Below are 15662 nucleotides of genomic sequence, written 5' to 3' on the forward strand. Positions count from 1 at the left end.
CCCCCTAGAACTGATACCGGCGCAGGCGGCGCTGGATGGCGAACAGGTACAGGCAAACCCCGACCAGAATGATGGCGAACATAGCGCTGGCGATGGTCGCGCCCATGTTGATATCGCCCAATTGCAACTGGTTGCCAAAGAAGGTGCGATACATAAAGGTGCCCAGAATATCGGTGGCATAATGCGGCCCTGCCAGCGCCCCCTGCGCGGCATAGATCAGGTCGAACGCATTGAAATTGCCAACGAATGTCAGGATTGAAATGATGCCGATGCTGGGCAAAATCAGCGGCAGTTTGATTTTCCAGAAGGCGGAAAACCCTGTCAGCCCGTCACATTCACCGGCTTCCAGCACCTCTTCGGGGGTCGACAGCAGAGCAGCGTAAATCAGCAGCATCGGGATGCCGATAAACTGCCAGACGGAAATCAGCGACAGGGTGGTCAGGGCGTATTCCTCAAGGCCGAGCCACGGGGCGAAAAGCGATTTCAACCCGACACTGTCCAGCAGCCAAGGTGCGATGCCCCAAAGCGGCGACAGGATTAGTTTCCAGGCGAAACCGACAATCACAAAGGACAGGATTGCCGGAATAATCACCACCGTGCGATAAGCCGCCGCAAAGCGCAATTTGGGCGAGGACAGGATCGCCGCCAACAAAATGCCGACCGGATTTTGCACCAGCATATGGATCATGAAAAACCAAGTATTATTCTTTAACGCGTTCCAGAAATGCCAAGCCCAGCGTTCATCCCCGAACAGGGTGTTGAAATTCTGCCAGCCGACAAAAACCTGCCGGTTGTCCACATCGGTAAAGAACGACATGCCCAGAGTGTTGAAAATGGGGATGATCATGATGGTGGTGTAGATCAGCACGGCGGGTGCCAGAAATACAACGATATGCCACTTGAAACGCGGCTTGGTTTTTACGTCTTGCATGATGTTCCCCTGTGGATGCTCCGGCCGATCTGCGCCGGCCGGAGCCTTGGTCATTTACACCGGCTTATTGCTGTGGTGCATACCAGCTGGCCAGACCTTTTTGCAGACGTTCTGCGGCGGCCTCGGGTGTTTCGGTGCCTTTGATCACATTGGCCGAAGCATTACCCATTTCCGTTTCCAGATTAGGCGTGCCGCGCGACAGGATCTGGTAGGTCGGGCGGATGGTCGAATGACAATCCTTGCGCCAGCTTACAAATTCCTGTGCCAGCGGGTCTTCCAATGTGACCGGCTCGTTTGACAGCGAAAAGAAACCCGGCAACGCATTGGAATAGAGCGATGCAAATTCGGGCGAACCGACCCAGTTCAGGAAGGCTTTGGTTTCTTCCGGATGTTTGGAGGCGGCGTTCATGCCCATGCCGATGTCGGTGTGATCCGAGATATAGCAGTCATTGCCCGCGACCGGCACTGGCGGCTTGAAGGCGCCCATTTCGAAATCGGCCTGCGTGTTAAAGCCGCTGATTTCCCAGGACCCGGCAGGATAGATCGCCGCGCGGCCAAGGGTGAACAGGTTCTGGCTGTCGGGATATGTCTGGGCCTCGTAACCGTCGCCCAGATAGGCCCCCCATTTGGCCAGCGATTTGAACGCGTCGACCCAGGGTTTGTCGGTCAGCTTTTGCGTGCCGTTGATGATGGCCAGACGGCCCTCTTCGCCTTTCCAGTAGTTGGAACCGATGTTGTAATAGCCCATGGTGTTGGCTTCCCATTCGTCATGGGTGCCCATGGCCATCGGGATATAGGTGCCGTCTGCCTTGATCTTGTCCAGCACGGCAAAGAATTCATCTTCGGTTTGCGGCACTTCCAGCCCCAGTTCCTTGAAGGCGTCCTTGTTATAGATGAACCCGTGGATCACCGAGGCCATCGGCACACAGAAGGTTTGCGAGCCGTCATCCGTGCTCCAGGCCGATTTGGCCACAGCGGCAAAGTTTTTCATCGCCTCCAGATCGGTCAGGTCGGCCAGCTGGCCTTTTTCAAAGATCAGCAGGGACTGGTCAAACGGGCGGCAGGTGATCATGTCACCGGCAAGACCGCCTTCCAGTTTACTATTCAGCGCGGCGTTGTATTCGGCCGGGGCGGTGGGGGTGAATTTCACCTTGATGCCGGGGTGGGTGGCCTCGAACGCCGGAATGATCTTGTCCTGCCAGATCGACAGGTCTTCGGAACGCCAGCTTTCGATCGTGATGGTCACATCCTCGGCTGTGGCGGCAAATGCCGAGCCAAGAATAGTGGTCGCCATCAGCGCCATACCTAGTTTCAGTTTCATATTTTTTCTCCCTTGGTTAATAGTATTTCGCGTCGTTATTCGTAAAATCCGTGGGCCGTCAGGGCCGCCCGCAGGTTGCCCTGTGCGGTGTCCAGCATGGCCTCGGCATTCTCTGCCCCCTCCACGCCAACCGCCAACAGCACGGCCGTTTTCACCACCCCGCCGCTGGCTTGCAAACAGGCCTGGGCACGCGCAACATCCACACCGGCGATGGTCGCAACCATCCCCGCCGCACGTTTGCGCAGCTTGGCATTGTCGGCCAGCAGGTTCACCATCATGCCGTCATGCACATGGCCCAGTTTGATCCCCATCAGGGTGGACATCATGTTCAACGCCGCCTTTTGCGCCGTGGCAGCGCCCAGTCGGGTTGACCCGCCGATCACCTCGGGCGGGGTGGGCAGGTGGATGGCAATATCCGATGTGGCAAACAGCGGTGCCTCTGCGTTATTGGCAATACCGATGGTGCGCGCGCCCGCCTTTTTGGCCAGATCGGAAATGGTGCAGGGGTATGGTGTGCTGCCGCTGGCCGTCACCGCGATCACCACATCACCGTGCCGGATGTGTTTTGCCGCCTGTTCGGCCTCGGAAACGTTGTCTTCGGTGTGACCGGGCATTGCGGCATCCACCGGCAAACCGCCCGCCATCAACAGGCGGATCCGGTCCGGCGCGATGCCGAATGTTCCACCCAGTTCCAAACCGTCGGCAATTGCCATCAGCGCCGAGGAGCCGGCGGCAGCATAGATCAGCCGCCCGCCATTGCGCATCGCATCGGCCATCATATCCGCCGCATCAGCAATCGGAACCATCGCGGATTCCACCGCCGCAACCGCCGCCTTTTGCCCTGCCAGAACCCGCGCCAGAACAGCGACCTCCGGCATGGTATCAATACCGGAACACTCTGTTGCAACAGCTTCGGTTTGCGGCAGCGCCATATGATTCCCCCAAGGACTCTTTTCCAAAGAATACCTTTTTAATACCTTTTGTCTATCCCCATTGTTTTAGCGCTAAATCCCGATGTTTTTCAAATAATTCCTGTAAATGGCATATTTTCCAGCCTTTCAATTTCGCAAGAGGTATTATAAAGGTATTATCATGTCTGACCAAAACAGCACCATTCTTGTGGGAATCGATGGCGGCGGCACGGGGTGCCGTGTGGCGATTGCCGATGCGGATCGCAATATCATTGGAACGGCCAAGGGTGGCCCCGCCAATCCGACCTACACCCCGCAACAGGCCCGCGACAATATTCTGGCCGCAATTGATGCCGCCCGCCTTGACGCTGGGCTGGAGCAGACAGCCATAAACTCTGCCCGTGCCTATGTCGGCCTTGCGGGCATCCGCAATGACACCGACGCCGAATTCATCGCCGAAATCCTGCCCTTCGCACAGGCCAGAGTGGTCGAGGATCGCGCAACCACCGTCACCGGCGCATTGGCTGGCGGGGACGGGGCCGTTGCCGCCATCGGCACCGGTTCCTTTGTCGCCCGCAGCAAGGGGGGCAAAACCGGCTATCTGGGCGGTTGGGGGTTCCGGCTGGGCGATCAGGCTTCGGGTGCGTGGCTGGGCCGTAATCTGCTGGAACGGGTGATCCTGTGCGCCGAAGGGATCGAACCCCACAGCGATCTGACCCGGGAAACCCTGGCGCGCTATGATGATGACCCCCATGCGATTTACGAATTCGGCAACGCGGCCACACCGGCAGAATTCGGCAAACTGGCCCCGCTGGTGGTAGACGCCGCCAACAAGGGCGACCCGACCGCCACCGCCATGATGCGCGACGGGGCGGATTACATCGTCAAGGCGCTGAACACGCTGGGTTACAGACCGGACGAACCCCTGTGCCTGACCGGTGGTCTGGGGCCGCATTATACAAATTTCCTGCAGGCCTCCTTTGCCAGACAGGTGATGATGCCCAAGGGCAGCGCCCTTGATGGCGCCTTGTTGCTGGCATCGCGGATGGGGGATGCGCCATGAAGATGGAGGAATTCCTGAAGCCGGAAAACTGGCTGGCCCCTGCCTCCGGCCCGCGATACCTGCAATTGCGCCGCCGTCTGGATCAGGCGATCGACAGTGGCTTGCTGCAACCCGGAACCCCCCTGCCCTCGGAACGCGAAATCGCGGCACTGGCCGACCTTTCGCGCGTCACCGTGCGCAAGGCCATTCAGGCGTTGGCCGATGATGGCGCGGTGGTGCAGCGGCACGGCTCGGGATCTTTCGTCGCCTCGCGCCCGCCGCGGGTGGAGCAATCACTGTCGCAACTGACATCCTTTACCGAAGACATGTCGCGCCGCGGGATGGAAACCAAAGCCCTGTGGCTGGAACGCGGGCTGTTCCTGCCCTCGCCCCAAGAGGTGGTCGCACTGGGGCTGAGTGCGGGCGATTCCGTTTCCCGCCTTGCCCGCCTGCGCATGGCCAATGAACGGCCGATGGCGATCGAGCGCGCGTCATTGCCGGTCGATGTGTTGCCCAATCCGACGCTGGTGCAGGAGTCCCTTTACGCCGCGCTGGATGCCAGCGGCCACCGCCCCGTGCGCGCGATCCAGAAGATCACCGCGATCAATCTGGATGACCGCGACGCCGATCTTCTGGATGTCGAACCCCACACCGCCGGATTGAAGATCGAGCGCACCTCGTATCTGCCCGAAGGGCGCGTTGTCGAATTTACCCGATCCATTTATCGCAGCGATGCCTATGATTTCGTAGCCGAACTGCGCCTGTCAAACAGCAAGGGCACCTGATGCAAGAACCCATGAGCAATATGCGCCGCGAGGTGCTGGAAATTCCCGATGCGGTGGACCGCCTGCTGACCCGCGATCTGGGGACGATTGACGCCGCCGCAGACACCCTGCGCCAATCCAGCCCCGCCTTTCTGGCCACGGTCGCGCGCGGTTCGTCCGACCATGTGGCAACCTATCTGAAATACGCCAGCGAATTGCTGTTGGGGGTGCCGGTGGCCTCGTTAGGGCCGTCCATCGCCTCGATCTATGACACGCCGCTGAAACTGAAACAGGCGGCCTGCATCTCGATCTCGCAATCGGGCAAAAGCCCCGATATCGTCGCCATGGCCCAATCGGCCACGGATCAGGGGGCGCTGACACTGGCGATCACCAATGACCCTGTGTCGCCTTTGGCCGAGGCCAGCCAGCACACCATCGACATCCACGCCGGACCGGAATTAAGCGTGGCAGCGACGAAAACTTTCGTCAATTCCGCCGTTGCCGCCCTGTTATTGTTGGCCCGCTGGAAGGGGGATGTCGAACTGATGGCCGCCATCCATACCCTGCCCGACCAACTGGCGCAGGCCTGTCAAACCCATTGGCCCAACCTGCGCGATGCCTTGGATGGTCATTCCTCGATCTTTACCCTTGGGCGCGGGCCGTCTTGGGCCATGTCGAACGAAGCGGCGCTGAAATTCAAGGAAACCTGCCAGATCCACGCCGAATCCTATTCCTCGGCCGAGGTGCTGCATGGCCCCGTTTCCATCGTTGGCGCGGATTTCCCCGTGCTGGGCCTGACCGCTGCGGATGCCGCCGAAGATGCTTTGGTTGAAGTCGCCGATGCCATCGCCGCCAAGGGGGCAAAGGTGTTCGTGACCTCGGACAAATGCAAAACCGCCGAGCGGCTGGAGCATATCCGCACGGACCATCCGCTGACCGACCCGATTTCGCTGATCACCTCGTTTTATGCGATGGTGGAACGCCTTGCCACCGCGCGCGGGATCAATCCCGACACCCCGCGCCATTTGAAAAAAGTGACGCAAACCCGATGACCCTGACCGCCTATACCGGTGCCGATATTTTCGACGGCCATATCCGCCACAGGAATTCCGCCCTTTTGGTAGATGGTGATCGCATTGGCGGTATTGTTCTGGAAGGGGACATTCCGGCAAATGCCGATATCCACCCGATGCCCGGCGGCACCATCGCCCCCGGGTTTGTCGATCTGCAAGTGAACGGCGGCGGCGGGGTGTTGTTCAATGATGCCCAATGGGTCGGTACCCTGCGCACCATCGCACAGGCCCATGCCCGTTGCGGCACCACATCCCTTTTGCCCACCCTGATCACCGACACGCCCGAACATGTCCGCGCCGCGATTGACGCCGTGGAGCAGGCGATTGCCGCCCATGTCCCCGGGATTATCGGATTGCACATCGAAGGCCCGCATCTGTCCGTTGCCCGCAAAGGCGCGCACAACCCCGCCCTGATCCGCAAGATGGAGCCGGCAGACATGGCTCTGCTGCTGGATGCTGTGAAACGCCTGCCGATATTGCTGGTGACGGTGGCGCCTGAAAATGTGACACCCGAGCAGATTAAAACCCTGACGGATGCAGGTGTGCTCATCTCGCTTGGCCATACAGATGCACCCTATGACAATTGCAAAACCGCCGCCGCCCACGGGGCCACCTGCGCCACCCATTTGTTCAACGCGATGAGCCAGTTCACCGGCCGCGAACCCGGCCTTGTCGGTGCCGCGCTGGACACCCCCACATTGCACGCCGGTCTGATTGCCGACGGCATCCATGTTTGCGCCGCCAGTATCCGCACCGCTTTAGCTGCAAAACAGGGACCGGCGGCGGTGTTTCTGGTGACAGATGCCATGTCCACCGTTGGCTCGGACATCACCGAATTCACTTTGGACGGTCGCACGATATACCGGCGCGACGGGCGGTTGACGCTGGAGGACGGCACCTTGGCCGGCGCTGATCTCAATATACCGAAGGCCTTGAGGTTTATCACAACCGAGGTTGGATTATCACAGGACGAGGCCCTGAAAATGGCCACTTCGAGACCTGCAAAGATGTTGCATAACGTGCATGTCGGTCAACTGGTTGCGGATGGGGCGGCCGATTTCGTCCATCTGGACGATGATCTGTATCTGACCGCTGTCTGGCAAAACGGCGCACCGGTTTCCGACGTTATTTCAAAACCTTAAGGTCACGCGCGATCCACGGCAATGCCTTGATTGCCGGATCGACAATCATTTCCTGCAACAGCAAACGCAGCCGTGCCGCCACGTCCTGCGGCATGTCCTGCAACACGTCCCGACGCGCGGTCAGCGATATGCTGCGGGTCAGCGGATCAAACGGCAGTTCGATCATTTCCACCGCATCATGGAACCGCCGCGCGCGCAAATATCCCAGCGGCGTCAGGATGGTCCAGCCCGCCTGCGCCGCCACCATCGCCATGATCGCGTGATAGCTGTCCAACTCGAACCGCTGGGCCAGTTTCAGGTTCTGCCGCACCAGATGCGCCGCGATCTGGCGGCCCATGTGGTGGCGCTGTGTATACTGGATCAGGGGCAGCGATTTCAACTGCGCCAGCACATCCCCGCCCATGTCGATCATCCCCTTGGGCACCGCGGCGACAAACGGCTCCACCAGCAGGGGGTGCACCTCCATCCCGTCCGCCGTGGCCCCCATATCCGCCGCCACCACCACATCCAGCGCACGACTGTCCAGCAGATCGAACAATCTGTGGCTGGCGCCGGTTTCCAGCAAAAACTGGCAGCCCTGCAATTCCACCGCCATATCCGACAACAAACGCGGAGTAACGTCGGCGTCAAAATCCTCGATCATCCCCAGCCTGAACCGCGTCAGGGCCGACATATCCGGCATCAAAAGTTCGGCCTGCGCCTGCAAGGCCTCGTCCATGATCACCTGCGCCCGTTTGCGAAAAATCTCGCCCGAGGGGGTTAATGTCACCGGACGGGCATTGCGGTTCAGCAATATGGCACCCAGCGCGGTTTCAAGATTGGTCAATTGCTGGCTGACAGCTGACGGGCTTGCCTCGAGCCGCCGTGCCGCCGACGAGATTGAACCTTCATCCGCCGTGGCGATGAAAACCTCTATTCCCCAAAGGGTTATCCGGCCTGTGGTGGCAACCATAATTGGTTATTATCCCCTGTTAATGTTGTCAGCCTAGGCGCTGACCGCCCTCAGCGCAACACCAGCGGCGCATCCAGCCATTCATGCAGCGCCGCATTGGTGGCCTCGGGGGCTTCCAGTGTCGGGATATGGCCCGCCCCCTCGATCAGCCGCAAAGTGCCATAGGGGATCAGTTCCGACATGAATTCGTGGCGGCGCGGCAGGGTCAGCGTATCTTCGGCCCCGCACAGCACCAGCGCCGGCATCCGTATCTTGCGCAGGGTTTTCTGCTGGTCGGGGCGGCGCTGCAAGGCGCGTGACTGGCGCACAAATTCGCCTTCGCCCACCGCCAGCGCCATGTTGCGCAGCAGCGTCAGAATATCGCCCCGCCGCGGCCCTTCGGCCAGATATTCGGGACGCATCACATCCTGCATCACCTCGTCCAGACGTCCGGCCATCACACCGACAATCTGCGGTTCGCGCTCGGCTGCAATCGAGGGCGGCTCGGCCTGTGAATTGGTGCTCATCAAAGCCACCCGCGTTACCCGTTCGGGCGCGCGGCGCACAACTTCCATCGCCACCATGCCGCCCATCGAATGGCCTGCAAGTGCAAAATGCTCCGGCGCGGTCGCCAACACGGCCTGCGCCATTTCCTCGATCGATTCACATTTTTGCAAACAGGCAACATGCACCGGCCGTTCACGCGAAAATTCGGTCAGTTGCGGCGCATAAATCCGCGCGTCACACATCATTCCGGGGATCAAAAGCAGGGGTTCGGCCATGGTCTCTCGCTCGATTTATTGTTTTTTGGCACGATAGGCGATTGTCGCGCGTTTGCCTATAGGGGAACCAAAGCCCAAAGCGCGGTTTTCTGCCTAGCTCGCCGCCGCAATCACCTGTTCAACACTTTCCCCGATCAGGGTCAGACATTCAGGCGTTGAAAACCGGTGATCCGCCCCTTTGACCAACGTCAGACGAATGTCATCACCCGTGGCATGATCCAGCAGGCGCAGCGCCACCGACAGGTCCACATCCGCATCCGCAGTCCCTTGCAACAGGCGCACCGGAAACGGAAAATCCAGCGGATCGCGCAGCACCAGATGCTCGCGCCCGTCCTCGATCAGCCTTCGGGTAATGATATAGGGTTCGCCATACTCCGAGGGCAGCGCCACCCGCCCCTCGCCAATCAATTCCGCCCGCTGCGCGGTGCTGAAATTGCCCCACATGCTGTCCTCGGTAAAATCCGGCGCTGCTGCTATTCCAACAATCCCGGCGATTTTTTGCGGTATTTCACGGGCAAGAATTGCACTTATCCAACCTCCCATGCTGGAACCAACCAAAACCTGCGGCCCCTCGCAACAGGCCTCGATCACGGCGCGCGCATCCTCGGCCCATTCGCTAATGCACCCTTCTTCGAACACACCTGACGATTGCCCGTGGCCGGAATAGTCCAGCCGCAGAAACGCCCGCCCCTGTGCCTTGGCCCAATCCTGCAGCCAGATCGCCTTGGTGCCCTCCATGTCGGATTTGAACCCGCCCAGAAACACCACACCGGGGGTTTTACCTGCCGTTTGGTGATAGGCAATCCGCCGCCCGTTTCCACAGTCCAGATAGCTTGGCTCGCGCATCTCTATGCCCCCCGTTACCAGTCTCAAGGAGCATAGCGCGCAGCCGCTAGCCCTGCAATCGGGCAATCACCTGATCCGTCGGCAATAACGCGCCATAACCGGCGGCCAATGCGGCCATAAATCCGGCATGAACCTGCGCGGCAGGCACCGCTACCCCGTCAAATTCCAGATCGCGGGTGGCACAGGCATCATGGGCCACGGTGCAGCGATACCCCAGATCCGCCGCCGCGCGTGTGGTGGCATCAATGCAGAAATGGCTCATCGCGCCGATGATCACCAGATCGCTTATGCCCAGCGCCTGCAACCGGTCCTGTAAGTCCGTTTCGCGAAAGCTGTTGGGGAAATTTTTGGTGACCACCGGCTCATCCCCTTCGGGCAAAACCGTTTCATTAATTTCGGCCCCCTCGCTGCCCTGGGCGAAAAACGGCGCCGGTTCGCGCAAAATCTCGTGGCGGATGTGGATCACCGGCAATCCCTGCACCCGAAACGCCGCCAAAACCCGCGCCGCTTTTTCTGCTGCTGCATCTATCCCGACCAATGGAAATTTCCCGCCGTCAAAGTAATCATTCTGCAAATCCACAATCAACAAGGCCTGCATCTTTTCGCTCCTTTTCATATCAACCTGCCCCCATGCTTGCCCTGCCTGATGATTCCCCGTTAGTGTCAAATCTGACATAAACCGCGCCATTTAGGACAACCCATGCCCAACCTCGCCCTACTCGACTATCCCGGCGCATCAATCGCCGCCGTTGCGGGCTTGCAGGAAATGTTCATCTATACAGCAAGACTGCATCAACGTGACGGTCTGCCGGACATCACCCTGACCACCGGCCAGACTCTGAAAGCCACCCCCGACGCGGCGATCCTGCCCCCTGCCTTTGGCAATGACGCCTACCTGACCCCGCCGCAGCCCATTATCGACTGGCTGCGCGCCCTGCCCGACACCTGCCTGATCGCTTCCACCTGTGCCGGTGCCTTCTACCTTGGCGCGGCGGGCCTGCTGGACGGGCGCGAAGTCACCACCCACTGGGTGCTGGAACATGACCTGCAATCGCGATTTCCCAAAGCCAAAGTCGACACCGGCGAAATTCTGATCCGCGACGGGCGGATCATTACGGCTGGCGGGTTGCTGTCATGGATCGACCTTGCGCTGGAACTGATCGCGCATTTCTCAGGCCCCGCGATCATGCGCGAGGTCGGGCGTCACTTTGTCACCGACACGGGCCGACGCGACCAGCGTCCCTACCGCGCCTTCAACCCGCCAATGAACCACGGCGACCACCAGATCGAACAGGCCCAATCCCTGATCGAACGCACCTTCGCCGCCCCGATCCGCATTGCCGAACTGGCCAGAACCGTCGCGCTGACCGAACGCACCTTCCTGCGCCGTTTTGAGCGCGCCACCGGCTTAACGCCGCTGACCTATGTGCAGCACCTGCGCATCCAGTCCGCACAGCGCGCCCTTGAAAGCACCCCCGCCCCGATCGACCAGATCGCCTATTCCGTCGGCTATGAAAACGCCAATGCCTTTCGCAAACTGTTCAAACGCCACACCGGCCTGTCCCCGTCCCAGTATCGCCAACGCCTGAAACGCTGATCCCTTACCGTTCCCAAATATCCGCGCCGCAGGCAAACCCGAGGCCCCCTTGCGGGGCCGAGATATAAAGCGTTGCGCAGTAACTCCTTTGTGTTGACATCCCCGCCCATTAGCGCGAAACACACCCCGAACCATACCCGCAACCGGGCGCTTGGTAGGCGCCAAACCGACGAGGAGCGCCAGACCATGGCCCAGATCCAACTCACCTTCCCCGATGGCAACAAACGCGAATTCGACGCCGGTATCACGCCCGCCGAAATCGCCGCCGGTATTTCCAATTCGCTGCGCAAAAAGGCCATCTCGGCCACGGTGAACGGCCAGCACTGGGATTTGCAGTGGCCCATCAATGATGACGCCGAAATCGCCATCAACACCATGAAAGACGCAGAACCGGCGCTGGAACTGATCCGCCACGACTGCGCCCACATCATGGCCCGCGCGGTGCAGGAAATCTGGCCCGACACCAAAGTCACCATCGGCCCGGTGATCAAGGATGGCTGGTATTACGACTTTGACCGCGAAGAACCCTTCGTGCCCGAAGACCTTGCCCTGATCGAAAAGAAGATGAAGGAAATCATCAACAAACGCGACGAGGTGCGCACCGAAATCTGGGATCGCGACCGCGCGGTGCAGTTCTACAAAGACAATAACGAACCCTATAAGGTCGAGCTGATCGAGGCCATTCCGGGTGACGAACCTTTGCGCATGTACTGGCACGGCGACTGGCAGGACCTGTGCCGCGGCCCGCATTTGCAAAACACAGGGCAAGTGCCTGCTGACGCCTTCAAACTGATGTCGATCGCCGGTGCCTATTGGCGCGGTGATTCCGACCGCGCCATGTTGCAGCGGATTTACGGGATCGGCTTCCAGAACAAGAACGATCTGAAAAAGCACCTGCACATGCTGGAAGAGGCCGCCAAACGCGACCACCGCAAGCTGGGCCGCGAGATGGACCTGTTCCACATGCAGGAAGAGGCCCCGGGCCAGATTTTCTGGCACCCGAACGGCTGGCGTATCTACACCGAATTGCAGGACTACATGCGCCGCCGCCAGAACGAAGCGGGCTATGTCGAGGTGAACACACCGCAAGTGGTGGATCGCAAACTGTGGGTGGCCTCGGGCCACTGGGAAAAATATCAGGAGCATATGTTCATCGTCGAGGTAGACGAGGAACACGCGCGGGAAAAATCGGTGAACGCGCTGAAACCGATGAACTGCCCCTGCCACGTTCAGATCTTCAATCAGGGTCTGAAATCCTACCGCGACCTGCCGCTGCGCATGGCCGAATTCGGATCCTGCAACCGGTACGAGCCATCGGGCGCGCTACATGGCATCATGCGGGTGCGCGGTTTCGTTCAGGATGACGCGCATATCTTCTGCACCGAAGCCCAGATCGAAGAAGAAACCAAACGCTTTATCGACTTCCTGTCGCTGATCTACAAAGACCTCGGCTTTGAAGAATTCAGCGTCAAGTTTTCCGACCGCCCCGAAACCCGCGCCGGCTCGGACGAAGTCTGGGACAAGGCCGAAGCCGCCCTGATCGCCGCGACCGAAGCCGCCGGTTCCGAATACACCCTGAATCCGGGCGAAGGCGCGTTTTACGGCCCTAAACTGGAATTCGTGCTGACCGATGCGATCGGCCGTGACTGGCAATGCGGCACCCTGCAAGTGGACTTCGTGCTGCCCGAACGTCTGGACGCCACCTATATCGGCGAGGACGGCGCCAAACACCGCCCCGTCATGCTGCACCGCGCCACGCTGGGCAGTTTCGAGCGCTTCATCGGCATCCTGATCGAAAGCTTTGCCGGCAAACTGCCCTTCTGGCTAGCCCCGCGTCAGGTTGTCGTGGCCTCGATCATATCGGATGCGGATGACTATGTGCATGAAGTCGTTGCCGCCCTTCAGGCCGCCGGTGTGCGTGCCGAGGCCGACATCCGCAATGAAAAGATCAACTACAAGGTCCGCGAACACAGCCTTGGCAAAGTGCCCGCCATTCTGGCCATCGGCATGCGCGAGGTCGAGGAACGCACGGTGTCCATCCGCCGCCTTGGCGAAAAACAAACCAAGGTGGACACATTGGACGAAGCCGTCGCCAGTCTGTCACAAGAGGCCAAGGCCCCCGATTTGGCATAGGCCCGAAACTGTAACAATTCACCCTCCTGCGTTGTAACATTCCAGCGCAGGAGGGTGAAAACCGGCATTTTCCGCCCAAAACCCCTGACATTTCATAACGCACCCGTGACACACGCCGATGTGAGTGGCCTGTGTGCCCCTTCTTTCGCTAGCCTTTCCCCATCGCCACCATGCGATCAAATGGAAACGTAACAAAGGAACTTCTAAATGTCATACCACGTAAAATCCCTCGCTGTTGCCGGTGCTATTGCTGCTGCTCTGACCGCCCAGATGACCACACCCGCCGCCGCCGCCGCCAAGGAAAAATGCTATGGTGTTGCGCTGGCTGGCCAGAATGATTGCAAAGCAGGCGCTGGCACAACATGCGCCGGCACCTCGAAAGTCGACTATCAGGGCAACGCATTCTCGCTGGTTCCCGCAGGCACATGCGCCTCGATCAAACTGCCCGAAGGCCGCATGGGTTCGCTCGAAGAACTGGACCGCGACATCCCGTCCTAAACCGACCAAAGGCGCCTTTGCAGGACATGCGAAGGCGCCCTTTTTACATCCGGAATTCCCAATTCAAGTCAGGGCCGCTTCATGCTCGATACGCCAGGCACATCGCCCCCAATCCTGCCCAATGCCCCCGGTGTAGGTTATAAACCCCAACATTTCGCCCAGATCATGGAGAATCCAGCGCCGGTTGAATGGCTGGAAATCCACGCCGAGAACTATATGGGTGACGGTGGCCGCCCGATAGCGCAATTGCGCCATCTGGCCGAACGGTTTCCTATTTCCGTGCATGGCGTTGGCCTGTCGATCGGCGGGGCCGACCCGCTGGACAATGATCACCTGAAACGTCTGAAACATCTTTGCGACTGGCTGAATCCGGCCAGTTTTTCCGAACATCTGGCTTGGTCCACCCACGAAGGGACTTACCTGAACGATCTGATCGCCCTGCCCTATACCGAAGAAACCCTGACCCGCGTGGCCGATCATGTCGCGCAGGTGCAGGACGTGCTGGGCCGCAAAATGCTGCTGGAAAACCCCTCGTCCTATCTGGCCTTTGCCGAATCCACCTATTCCGAGACCGATTTTCTGGCCGAAGTGGTGGCGCGCACCGGCTGTGGCCTGCTGCTGGACATCAACAACGTCTTTATTTCTGCCACCAACCAGAAAACCGGTGCGATCGACTATATCGATGCCTTCCCGCTGGACCATGTCGGAGAATTTCACCTTGGCGGCCATGATCAGGATACCGATGATACCGGCGCGCCGCTGCTGATCGACAGCCACGGGCGCGAGGTGGCCGATCCAGTCTGGGCGCTGTTTGACTACACTCTGGGCAAAACCGGCGCGCGCCCTTCATTGATCGAATGGGACGCCAATGTGCCCGAATGGCCCGAGCTGGCCGCCGAGGCCGCCCGCGCGGCGAACATTCTGGAAAAGGCCCCCGCATGAGCCGCCAATCCGATTTCGCACAAGCCATCCTGAACCCGGATCAGCCCAACCCCGAAGGGCTGCGCGATCCTGAAGGTGCCCCCGCCGGTAAACGCTTTTCCGTCTACCGCAACAACGTCGCCGTCAGCCTGTCCGAAGCGCTCGAAGTCACATTCCCCGTCATCCGCCAACTTGTCGGTGACGAATTCTTCAAGGCGATGGCGGGCGTGTTCCTGCGCCAGCATCAACCAAACAGCCCCGTGCTGATGTTTTACGGCACCGAAATGCCGGTATTTCTGCAAGGGTTTGAACCCGTCACCCACCTTGGCTATCTGCCGGATGTCGCGCGGATCGAACTGGCCCTGTGCCGCAGTTACCACGCCGCCGACACCCCGCCGCTGGACCCGACGGCCCTGCAAACCATCGACCCCGACGACCTGCTGAAAACCCGCCTGCATCTGGCCCCTCCGGTGCATCTGATCCGCTCGAAATGGCCCGCTGGTTCGATTTTCCATGCCAACAGTTCGGGGGACACCCCGCCGACGGAACTGCACCCCGAAGAGATATTGATCACCCGCCCCGAATTCGACCCGCAAGTTACCGTACTGCCCGCCGGCGCAGGGGCCTTCATCGCTGCCCTGATTGAGAACGCACCATTGGGTGAGGCCCTGAAACAAGCCACAATCACCTCGGGCGATTTTGATCTGACCCAAACACTCGGGCTGCTGCTAAGCACCTGTGCAATAACAAAAATATCCAAAGGGACATAA

The 15662-nt window shown here is 59.7% G+C and carries 16 protein-coding genes; 9 read left to right on the forward strand and 7 right to left on the reverse strand.

All coding sequences use genetic code 11. The features are described from left to right. Positions 1 to 4 precede the first annotated feature (4 nt). The 3 genes from BAR1_RS11695 to BAR1_RS11705 all read right to left on the reverse strand — a co-directional run bounded on the left by BAR1_RS11695 (position 5) and on the right by BAR1_RS11705 (position 3184). On the reverse strand, positions 5 to 931 hold the full coding sequence (locus tag BAR1_RS11695) for a carbohydrate ABC transporter permease (protein ID WP_118943178.1): 927 nt from the start codon (positions 929 to 931) through the stop codon (positions 5 to 7). A gap of 64 nt (positions 932 to 995) precedes the next feature. Next, positions 996 to 2252, reverse strand: coding sequence for an ABC transporter substrate-binding protein (locus tag BAR1_RS11700; protein WP_118943179.1), 1257 nt, complete (start codon positions 2250 to 2252; stop codon positions 996 to 998). A 35-nt stretch (positions 2253 to 2287) separates the two neighbouring features. Continuing rightward, entirely contained in the window at positions 2288 to 3184 is an 897-nt protein-coding gene (locus BAR1_RS11705; protein WP_118943180.1) for an N-acetylmuramic acid 6-phosphate etherase, read from the reverse strand. Positions 3185 to 3344: 160 nt separating this feature from the next. Between BAR1_RS11705 and BAR1_RS11710 the strand changes: the two genes are divergently transcribed. From BAR1_RS11710 to nagA, 4 genes are read left to right on the forward strand one after another with little or no spacing between them, the layout of a single operon-like run. Beyond that, on the forward strand, positions 3345 to 4226 hold the full coding sequence (locus BAR1_RS11710) for a BadF/BadG/BcrA/BcrD ATPase family protein (protein WP_162891770.1): 882 nt from the start codon (positions 3345 to 3347) through the stop codon (positions 4224 to 4226). Then, positions 4223 to 4990, forward strand: coding sequence for a GntR family transcriptional regulator (locus BAR1_RS11715; protein WP_118943182.1), 768 nt, complete (start codon positions 4223 to 4225; stop codon positions 4988 to 4990). Before BAR1_RS11710 ends, BAR1_RS11715 begins: the two co-directional genes overlap by 4 nt. Next, positions 4990 to 6021 (forward strand): SIS domain-containing protein, encoded by a 1032-nt coding sequence (locus BAR1_RS11720; protein WP_118943183.1) that lies wholly within the window; start codon positions 4990 to 4992, stop codon positions 6019 to 6021. Before BAR1_RS11715 ends, BAR1_RS11720 begins: the two co-directional genes overlap by 1 nt. Then, a complete protein-coding gene (gene nagA, locus BAR1_RS11725; RefSeq protein ID WP_118943184.1) occupies positions 6018 to 7184 on the forward strand; it encodes an N-acetylglucosamine-6-phosphate deacetylase in 1167 nt (388 codons plus the stop codon). The genes BAR1_RS11720 and nagA overlap by 4 nt, the downstream gene beginning before the upstream one ends. Here nagA and BAR1_RS11730 read toward each other — a convergent pair. The 4 genes from BAR1_RS11730 to BAR1_RS11745 all read right to left on the reverse strand — a co-directional run bounded on the left by BAR1_RS11730 (position 7168) and on the right by BAR1_RS11745 (position 10359). Continuing rightward, positions 7168 to 8136, reverse strand: coding sequence for a LysR family transcriptional regulator (locus BAR1_RS11730; protein ID WP_118943185.1), 969 nt, complete (start codon positions 8134 to 8136; stop codon positions 7168 to 7170). The two genes, nagA and BAR1_RS11730, sit on opposite strands and share 17 nt — an antisense overlap. Positions 8137 to 8186: 50 nt before the next feature. Continuing rightward, positions 8187 to 8897: an alpha/beta fold hydrolase gene (locus tag BAR1_RS11735; RefSeq protein WP_118943186.1), complete on the reverse strand. Its 711-nt coding sequence runs from the start codon at positions 8895 to 8897 to the stop codon at positions 8187 to 8189. A gap of 93 nt (positions 8898 to 8990) precedes the next feature. After that, positions 8991 to 9743: an alpha/beta fold hydrolase gene (locus BAR1_RS11740; protein WP_118943187.1), complete on the reverse strand. Its 753-nt coding sequence runs from the start codon at positions 9741 to 9743 to the stop codon at positions 8991 to 8993. Positions 9744 to 9789: 46 nt separating this feature from the next. Further along, entirely contained in the window at positions 9790 to 10359 is a 570-nt protein-coding gene (locus tag BAR1_RS11745) for a cysteine hydrolase family protein (RefSeq protein WP_228408546.1), read from the reverse strand. Positions 10360 to 10443: 84 nt separating this feature from the next. Here BAR1_RS11745 and BAR1_RS11750 point away from each other — a divergent pair, with 84 nt between their 5' ends. The 5 genes from BAR1_RS11750 (at position 10444) to BAR1_RS11770 (ending at position 15662) form a co-directional block, all read left to right on the forward strand. After that, a complete protein-coding gene (locus BAR1_RS11750; RefSeq protein ID WP_118943189.1) occupies positions 10444 to 11340 on the forward strand; it encodes a GlxA family transcriptional regulator in 897 nt (298 codons plus the stop codon). A 186-nt stretch (positions 11341 to 11526) separates the two neighbouring features. Next, positions 11527 to 13473, forward strand: a complete 1947-nt coding sequence (gene thrS / locus BAR1_RS11755) for a threonine--tRNA ligase (protein ID WP_118943190.1) — start codon at positions 11527 to 11529, stop codon at positions 13471 to 13473. A 207-nt stretch (positions 13474 to 13680) separates the two neighbouring features. Continuing rightward, complete coding sequence (locus BAR1_RS11760) at positions 13681 to 13971, forward strand: BufA1 family periplasmic bufferin-type metallophore (RefSeq protein WP_118943191.1); 291 nt, start codon at positions 13681 to 13683, stop codon at positions 13969 to 13971. Positions 13972 to 14052: 81 nt separating this feature from the next. Continuing rightward, the gene (gene bufB, locus BAR1_RS11765; RefSeq protein WP_118943192.1) at positions 14053 to 14913 is read left to right on the forward strand and encodes an MNIO family bufferin maturase; all 861 of its coding nucleotides are present in this window, start codon (positions 14053 to 14055) and stop codon (positions 14911 to 14913) included. Then, the gene (locus tag BAR1_RS11770; protein WP_118943193.1) at positions 14910 to 15662 is read left to right on the forward strand and encodes an HvfC/BufC N-terminal domain-containing protein; all 753 of its coding nucleotides are present in this window, start codon (positions 14910 to 14912) and stop codon (positions 15660 to 15662) included. The genes bufB and BAR1_RS11770 overlap by 4 nt, the downstream gene beginning before the upstream one ends.

Origin of the sequence: Profundibacter amoris, assembly GCF_003544895.1 — a bacterium.
GTDB classification, from domain to species: Bacteria; Pseudomonadota; Alphaproteobacteria; order Rhodobacterales; family Rhodobacteraceae; genus Profundibacter; species Profundibacter amoris.